This window comes from Dethiosulfovibrio peptidovorans, assembly GCA_002748665.1.
Classification (GTDB): Bacteria; Synergistota; Synergistia; order Synergistales; family Dethiosulfovibrionaceae; genus Dethiosulfovibrio; species Dethiosulfovibrio peptidovorans_A.
Genome location: PDTB01000006.1, coordinates 21,935 through 30,184, shown reverse-complemented (window position 1 = coordinate 30,184; position 8,250 = coordinate 21,935). Strand labels below are relative to the sequence as shown.

The following is an 8,250-nucleotide window of genomic DNA, read 5'->3' as shown; positions in this document are numbered from 1 at the left end:
AACATCTCCCAGAGCTCCGACGGCGGCTCCAGCCAGAGGCCCCATCATCAGTCCTGCCAGAATCGTGGGGAACGCCCCGAATCCGATTCGGATACCTTCCGTACCGCCGACGGAGATACGAATACTGGCAAAACGGGTGAGGACAACGGTCAAGGCGACCATCAGGCCGATCGTTGCTATGGTGCGGGTTGAGTACTTCATGGTGGCATCGCTCCTTCAATAATGGTTGAAGGCAAACAAAAAGAGCGCTGCCCTCCAAGACAGCACTCCGCGATGAGGTGACAACTGTACATTCTCAACAGCGGACGCAACCATGCATCGTACGATTTCTCGTTTCGTTCCACAGCGACATCCCATCTGCGGACACTTGACGCGCATGGCCTACTCTGTTTGCAGCCATCGTTTTATGTTGACCATTGTACTCTAATTTGAGTACCAGTCAAGAACAGATGCACCCCAGTCCTTAAAGATCGGGGTGCATCATCATATGGTATCAGTGGAGCAGGTTTGTCTCAATGATTTGTCCTACATCAAAATTATGGACACGAAGACACATTCTTACCACATCCTGAAGAGCCGATAGAGGTACAGGGCCAACCAACTCGGCCTCTGCTATAGCGACCCCATAGATATCGGCAAGAGAGCTAACCATGTTGTATACCACAGGGATGGGAGTTTTTTCGTAGTTGGTAAGGTTCATGGAAACCTGAACCATGTTTCTCTCCTCCAAGGGGAGAGCAATGGCTCGAACATACCGAAGCCCTCCTGAGCTATGGCGCATCCTCCGAGCAATTTCTTTTCCAATCTCTATGTCGTCAGTCCGAAGGTTCACGTTGTACGCCACAAGGGGGAAACGAACTCCTGTGACCGTGGCGCCGCTTTTTGGAACAAAAGCAAACGGTCCCTCATCAGGGCGCCAGTTGTCGTCTTTCATCTTTTCAGGTAAGGCCTCGTATTGCCCTTTCCGGATAGAGACCAAGCTCTGGCGTTCTGGCGTTGTCGCCGCCTCTTCATAATAATAGACTGGTACTCCCAGAGAACCAAGCCACGCTCCATACCGTCTGGCAATGCCTAATGCCTCCTCGATGTCGACGTTTCTGACCGGGACAAAGGGGACAACATCTACGGCTCCCATTCGGGGATGGCGTCCAACGTGTTGGGTCATGTCGATAAGCTCCACAGCTTTTTCTGTGACGTTCATAGCACCCTGAAGGACTGCTTCTGGAGCTCCGATCCATGTGTAGACCGTTCGGTTATGGTCTTTGTCCGAGTCCACATCCATAACGGTGATGTTTGGTGTCTCTGTCAAGGCCTTGGTTATGGATGCTACGGATTGTGCGTTCGTTCCTTCACTGACGTTGAGCTCACAGAGGAGAATTTTGCTCATATCGACGAACCTCCTGTTCACGATGGGGATCTAAAAAAACAGATGAGCTATCGGAGCCGCCAACAGTACCGAAAAGATGACCCTCTCGAGCCAGATGATAAAGATGTCTCTCAGCTTGATTGGTATTTCTGTTCCCAGCAGACAGGGTAACATTCCCGAGAAGAACAAAACTTCGGATATACACAGGATCCCCACGACGAATCGAGTAATGACCGGGGCACTCTTACAGAGAATAGCCGGTAGAAACATGTCAGCGATGGAGACCGAAGCGGCCTCTGCGGCCAGTAATGGCTCGGGGATGTGTGCTATCTTGAACAGAGGGTAGAACCCGTATCCTGTGATCTCGAAAATCGACGTGTATTTGGCCAGGAGAAGGGCTAAAACTCCGAAAGAAAGGATAGCAGAGACTACCCCCGAGGCCATTCTTGTACCGCTTTTGATGTTGGACCACGCCAAAGGCGCAAGCTTGGGTGCTGCGATTCCGGCCTGAACACCTTTGTCCCAGGCTCGCCCCAAGAGACTTCGGTTTCCTGTTTTCCTGTTCTCCTCTCTTGGAGTGGCGTCCTGATGGAAATCGTTTGTAAAACGAGAGATCGGCGATATCCGAACGGTGATTGCTGTTACGAGAAAGGTTACGATCAGGGTAACCCAGAAATAGAGGCTCCAGTGATCGATCAAGCCCAGGGTTTTTGCTACGATGATCATAAAGGTCGCTGATACCGTAGAAAAGCCTGTACCGATAATAGCTGCTTCCTTGGTAGTGTACCTTCCGTTCTTATACATGTTGTCGGTGATCAGGAGCCCTACCGAATAGCTTCCCACGAAGGATGCCACAGCGTCAATGGCTGATCGCCCGGGTGTTCGAAAGACGGGGCGCATGATCGGCTGCATGAGTTCTCCGGTGAACTCCATGAGTCCGAAATTTACAAGAAAGGCTAAAAATATGGACCCTATCGGGATGATTAACCCCACGGGTACTGCTACCAGGGTGAACACGTAGGGAGCCATCTTTGGATCCAGGAGCCATGCTGGTCCAGTATCGAATAGGACCATGACGCCTACGGCAAACCCTAGAACGTTGAATACAAAAAACGACGTGTCCAGGATAGATCTGCGCCATCGTCCCTCCGAGACTTGGAGATAGAGCCCCCACGCCATGACAATCACAGCATAGATGGCTCCACCTTGCGGAAAATTGTTTCGGATAGCTGTGATAATGTGATCTACAGGAATGGTTGTTTTAGGGCCGATGGTTATGGGTACAAAAAACATGAAGAGTCCGAGCGCGCTATAGAAGATAAATGGTGCAGGGCTGTGCCTTCGTTGCTGTGTATGGGTACCCATGATCTGAATCCCTCCTTATGTTATATTGGCGATGCCCTAGTCCCAACGTATGCCATCGCGAAACTCTTTTGATGCTTTCTCCAAGGGTACTCGTCTCTCGGGGGTTTTGATAAGAGGCAAGTTGGCGTCGATGTTGAGGGCGCACCCTATCACAGCGGTTTTAGCCAGAAGCGTTCCTGCTACAAAATCGGATGACGCGTTTGGGTTGTAGTTCCCTTCAAGCTCGTGACAGATTTTCAGAATGCGCTCAGCTTTTTGGGCATTGAGCATTGGGATGGATGCTGCCTTAACTGCTGCTTCCTCGATCGCTTGGGTTCGGACCTTCTTTTCGTCGTCGCTTGCTTTTGGCATGGAGAAGGCCTCCTTAATGGCCAAAAAGGCTTGCGTATCGTCTTGAGCACCCTGGGCCAGCTCCTGACTTAAGGTGTCCAGCTCGTTTGCCAGTTCTGTGTAGCGATGGTCGTCCAGTCTCAGTCTTTTCTCCAGGGACAGACGAGCGACCATGCCAACGAGTCCTGCGGCCATGGCACCGGCCATTGCCGATGCCGAGCCCCCCCCGACGGTGCTGTTCTTTGAATCCAATATGTTGTCCAGTACCTTATAAAGGGACATGATGATTCCTCCTGTTCGTCGGTGCCGTTTCTTATGAAACTATTCGTCCGTTATCGACTACAAGGCGTCCATCTTTAATCACCGAATGAACCACGTTGCCTCCCAGACGGTAGACTACATCCTCATAGCGGGGAACGTTCCATATCTGGATGTCTGCTGCTTTACCAGGTGTCAAGGATCCTACGGTAGTCTCGATCCCCAGAGCCTTAGCGCTGCCGGCTGTTGCGGCTTTTATGGCTTGTTCTGGAGAAAGCCCGTGCTGGCGACAAGCCAGAGTCATGATAAACTGCATGGATTCACACCAGCACCCGGGGCAGCAATTGGTTGCCAGGGCTAGAATGAGCCCCTCGTCTATCATTGGTTGGGGATCAAAGGGGCGCGGATGGCGAACGGCGAAATCAATGCCGGGGAGCAACACTGCTGCAACATCCGCGTCGGCCAGTTTTTTGAGGGCCGATCGAGGGGTGTAGTTCAAATGGTCCGCTGATTTCATGCCCATTTCAGCTGCCACATCGGCTCCGCCTACGTATGAATAGGCGCCGGTGTGAATCTTTGGGGCCAGGCCATATTTAAGTCCGCATATGAGGATGTCACGGCTTTCTTCGGCCGTGTAGTGTCCCTCGTCGCACCACACATCACAAAAAGTTGCCAATCCCTCCGCAGCAACCGCTGGGATCATTTCCTCTTTCAGAATGCGGACGTAGTCTCCCTTGGGGATGTCGGCTGGCCAGCCATGAGCGCCCAAAAATGTCGATACTACGGTGATTGGGAGATGGTTCTCAAGTTCCTTATTGGTCCTGAGCTGTTGGATCTCGGCCTGGGTAGAGAGGCCGTATCCGCTTTTACTTTCCACGGTGGTAGTTCCTGCGAGGACCATGTTTCGTACTCGAGGGAGAGCTTGAGCTAAGAGTTCCTCAACAGTTTTCCCCCTTGTATTGTCAACCGTGGCCATAATTCCCGTTTTGATACCCCGGCGATCCAACTCTGCTGGATCAGATGTTACGAGTCTTGCAGCGTATTCGTCCACTCGGGATCCGCCGAAGACCACGTGAGTATGGCAATCTATGAATCCCGGAAGGACAACCTTGCCCGAAGCGTCGATCAAACGGGCCGAACCCAGGTTTACCTCTCGCCTTACTGTCTCCTCCGATCCAACCGATAGGATTCGTCCGTCAGCGACTGCTACCCAACCGTCTGATATCAATCCGATTGATGAGATCGAGGGATCGGAACAGGTCAAGAGTTGTGCAGCGTTTTGTACCACTAGATCGACGATGGGGGTGTCCATGTTTTATCTCCTTCCCAAGAAGCAGGGCACACACCCTGGTAAAGACTACGCAGGGTGTGTGCTCCTCGTTTTAAGCTATCAGAGTCTGTCGCTGCCGTCGGGACCGAAGGTTACCTTGTCTGCAGGTTCCCACCAAAGGGGAACCTTGATCCCCTCGTCGGTGATTTTCCCCTTGCCCTCGGCTACCTGCCGGGCGGTCTCGTAGCCGGCTTGAGCGTGGCGTATGACGCCAATGCCAGAGTCAACCGTCATGGCTACCTCAAGCCTGACGCAGGCATCGTCCGTCCCGTCGGCGATTTGAGTGACACCGGTATGGACGGCCTCTCCCATGGAATAGTTTGCCTGAATGGCGATAAGGTCGCACATACCACAGGCGTTGAGGAGCCCATTGAGCATGGGCCAGTCGGAGATTAGGTCGCCTCCGTCCTTCATTCGTTCTGATTCAAAAGTCGGATTTACGATGGATCCCGAATCCAGGTTGTCTCGGGAGAAGGCGACGGGGCCTTTGATTTCCCCTTTTTTGATAAGTTCGTTGACAGCTAAGGCAAACTTTTTCCGTTGGCCGAAGCCCATATAACAGATTCGTGCTGGAAGAGCCTCAATGGGGAGATGTTCGTGAGCCAGGCGGATCCACCGTCCCACGATGGGGTCATCGCCGAAAAGCTCAAGAGCCAGTTTGTCGGTTCTGTCTAAATCGGCGGGGTCGCCGGAAATGCAGGTCCAACGGAACGGTCCGCGTCCCTCGCAGAAGAGGGGACGGATGTAGTCGGCCACGAAGGCCGGAAGGCGCATCGCGTCATCCCTGTCCATCCCAGCATCGACGCATTCCTTTCGGATGCTGGTTCCATACTCAAAGACCGGTACGCCTTTGTCCAGATATTTGAGCATGGCTGCCAGCTGTCGCTTCATGGTTTCCCGAGCTTTGACCATGTAGCTGTCCAGGTCTTTATTCCTGAGAACTCGAGCTTCCTCGGCAGAATAGCCTGAAGGAATGTAGGAAATGGGGTCGTGGCAGGGGCACATCTCACTCATGACATCAGGCATGAAGCCCTTTTCGTAGGCTTCCTCAAAACAATCGGCGGCGTTCCCCACCACCCCTATTCCCAGCGGCTTGCCTTCGGAGACTGACTTCTTGGCGAGAGCAATTGCCTCGTCCATGGTATGAACGATAACATCCATGTATTTTTTCTCCACGCGACGTTTGAGGATCTCCTCGTCGGTGTCCACTACAATGGCTACACCCCCGTGCATCTTCATGGCCCAGGTCTGGTTGCCTCCCATACCGCCAGCACCAGCAGTGAGGTATATCTTGTTCTTAAGGCTGCCGTCGTAATGTTTTATACCTACAGCAGCCAAGGTCTCGAAGGTTCCCTCAATGACCCCTTGAGTGCCAATGTACTCCCATGGTGCAGCGGTGTACTGGGCGAAGATAGTGAGATTCTTGGCCTCCAGATCGTAGAAAGTCGGCCAGTCGGCCTTCATGATGTTTGTCGTAGCCATGACCACCACTGGAGCGTATTTGTGGGTTTTGAATATGGCTACGGGCATACCTGACTGTACAACCAGGGTCTCGTCGTCCTCCAGTTCTTTGAGAGACTTGACTATTGCGTGATAGGATTCCCAATTTCGGGCGCATTTGCCGTTCCCGCCATAGATGATCAACTTTTCTGGGTGTTCGGCGTTCTCCATGTTATTCTCCAGCATACGCAGGATGGTCTCTTGTCGCCACCCCTTGCAACGGAGCGTGTTTCCTCTTTGGGCCTTTACCTCGTAGAGAATCTTGGCGTTACCTGTCATGCTTCATCAACCTCCTTAAAATTCTGGACAGATTGGTCTCCTCGGAGACCGTGTTCTTTCCTGAAAACCCATCGCTACAATTCAGTATAGATGACGTGTATCAACGAATCATCAACTGCCAAATGAACAAATTATTATTTGATTGATGGAAAAAGGCTACGTGGAGAACTCGTAATACTGAAGCTCTTTACGAATCCACACGTATGTCACTCCACAGAGGTTTTTGAGGGTGTAGCTCTCGGTGCGTTAAGTCAATGGTGTAGTGTAACCGGCCCAGTGAAAACGAGGAACGTGTCTCCCTAGCTTTTTCGCTTGTCTTTCATGTAATATTTTTCGGGAGTTGTAAAAAATTCCCGAACTAATTCGGCGTATTCCCGGTTCATAAGTATCAACCCGACCACCGTTGGGAAAATCATACCTGCGAAGAAAACGTCGCAAAAAGGCCATAATTGCTTGGCATTCCAGAAAATTCCGATGAAGATTGAGGCTATAAACAGGCATCGAACTACAATGCCCAAAGGCTTTCCCCCAAAATACGTTCCTTGAGTTTCGCCATAGTACCCGTATGCAAGCATGGACGTGAAGGCAAAAAGGGTGAGACAGACGGCGACCAAGGATTTCCCAAATCCACCCCATATTATTCCAAAAGCGATAGTCGTCAATCGCTCCGGGGCATCGCCAGCATTGGTACCAGTCCAAGCTCCGGTAATGAGGACCACCAAAGCCGTGACAGTACAGACCAGAACTGTATCTATGAACACTTCCATTATGCCGTATAATCCTTGGCGAACTGGATGATCGGTTACGGCCGTGGCGTGAGCGATAGCGGCGGCTCCGTCGCCTGCTTCGTTAGAAAAGGCCCCACGGGCCAACCCCCATCGCATTGCCGTGGCTACGGTAGCTCCACCAAACCCCCCAACTGCGGCTACAGGTGTGAAGGCTCCTGTGACGATCATTGACAAAATAGCCGGAACCTGTGATGCGTTCATCACCACGATAACCAATCCTGCTCCAATGTAAATTGCTGCCATGAAGGGAACGACCTTCCCGGCAACGACCCCAACTCGGGTAATCCCGCCGAAGAGGATGATCGCTACCAGAACAGTAAAGAAGATGCCCGAGACCGTCACTGGGATGCCAAAAGCCTCATGTACCGAGGCTGTCAAAGAATTACACTGAATCATTTCAGTTATGGCCAGGGTGAGAACCAGCATAATTGCGTAAAAGGGGCCAAGCCAACCTAAACCAAACTTCTTCAGCCCGACGCTTAAAAAGTACTGGGGGCCTCCGACAAAGGTCCCATCCTCCAAGCGTTCTCGATACTTTTGTCCCATGATAACTTCAGCGAACTTAGTTCCCATACCCAGAAAGGCGAGAAGCCACATCCAAAAGACAGCGCCGGGGCCGCCCCAATAGATGGCCAAGGCGACGCCAACGATGTTCCCCGAACCAATTGTGTTGGCTAAAGCTGTCGAGAGAGCCTCAAAAGGAGAGAGGGTCCCCTCCGAGGTATCGCTTGTCACAGAAGCCTTCTTTCGGGAGAAAGCTTTCCCGATCGTCTGACTCCATGCATATCCGAAGTGTCGAAATTGAATAGCACCGGATCTGATGGTGATGAAGAGTGCTCCCAAGCCCAAGAAGTACAGCATGAAGTCTCCCCATATAAAGCCTGAAAAACCAAGAACAATCTTCATGAATCCGTCCCATATCTCCATGTATTTCATCTCCTTTCGCCTGTCCTCCACGTAGATCGAAAAAACTCCAGGGCCTTTTTCCCTGGTAATCGCCTTCCAACGCGCAAATCCGGTGGACAAGGGGTGTC

Annotated in this window: 7 protein-coding genes; all 7 read right to left on the bottom strand. The window is 51.9% G+C overall.

Annotated features, from left to right (window positions below; genetic code table 11):
* A partial coding sequence (locus CSA35_00575) for an ECF transporter S component (GenBank protein PIE55529.1) occupies nucleotides 1-201 on the bottom strand: 201 nt, incomplete at its 3' end.
* 292 nt (nucleotides 202-493) lie between these two features.
* Nucleotides 494-1,387, bottom strand: a complete 894-nt coding sequence (gene ftcD / locus CSA35_00570) for a glutamate formimidoyltransferase (GenBank protein PIE55528.1) — start codon at nucleotides 1,385-1,387, stop codon at nucleotides 494-496.
* 30 nt (nucleotides 1,388-1,417) lie between these two features.
* Nucleotides 1,418-2,731 carry a histidine transporter gene (locus CSA35_00565; GenBank protein PIE55527.1) on the bottom strand — a complete coding sequence of 438 codons (1,314 nt, stop codon included), beginning with the start codon at nucleotides 2,729-2,731 and terminating at the stop codon, nucleotides 1,418-1,420.
* Nucleotides 2,732-2,767: 36 nt separating this feature from the next.
* Entirely contained in the window at nucleotides 2,768-3,343 is a 576-nt protein-coding gene (locus tag CSA35_00560) for a formiminotransferase-cyclodeaminase (GenBank protein ID PIE55526.1), read from the bottom strand.
* A 31-nt stretch (nucleotides 3,344-3,374) separates the two neighbouring features.
* Complete coding sequence (locus CSA35_00555; protein PIE55525.1) at nucleotides 3,375-4,631, bottom strand: imidazolonepropionase; 1,257 nt, start codon at nucleotides 4,629-4,631, stop codon at nucleotides 3,375-3,377.
* Nucleotides 4,632-4,709: 78 nt separating this feature from the next.
* Entirely contained in the window at nucleotides 4,710-6,428 is a 1,719-nt protein-coding gene (locus tag CSA35_00550; protein PIE55524.1) for a urocanate hydratase, read from the bottom strand.
* A 299-nt stretch (nucleotides 6,429-6,727) separates the two neighbouring features.
* Entirely contained in the window at nucleotides 6,728-8,242 is a 1,515-nt protein-coding gene (locus tag CSA35_00545; GenBank protein ID PIE55523.1) for a sodium:alanine symporter family protein, read from the bottom strand.
* Between the last annotated feature and the right edge of the window lie 8 nt (nucleotides 8,243-8,250).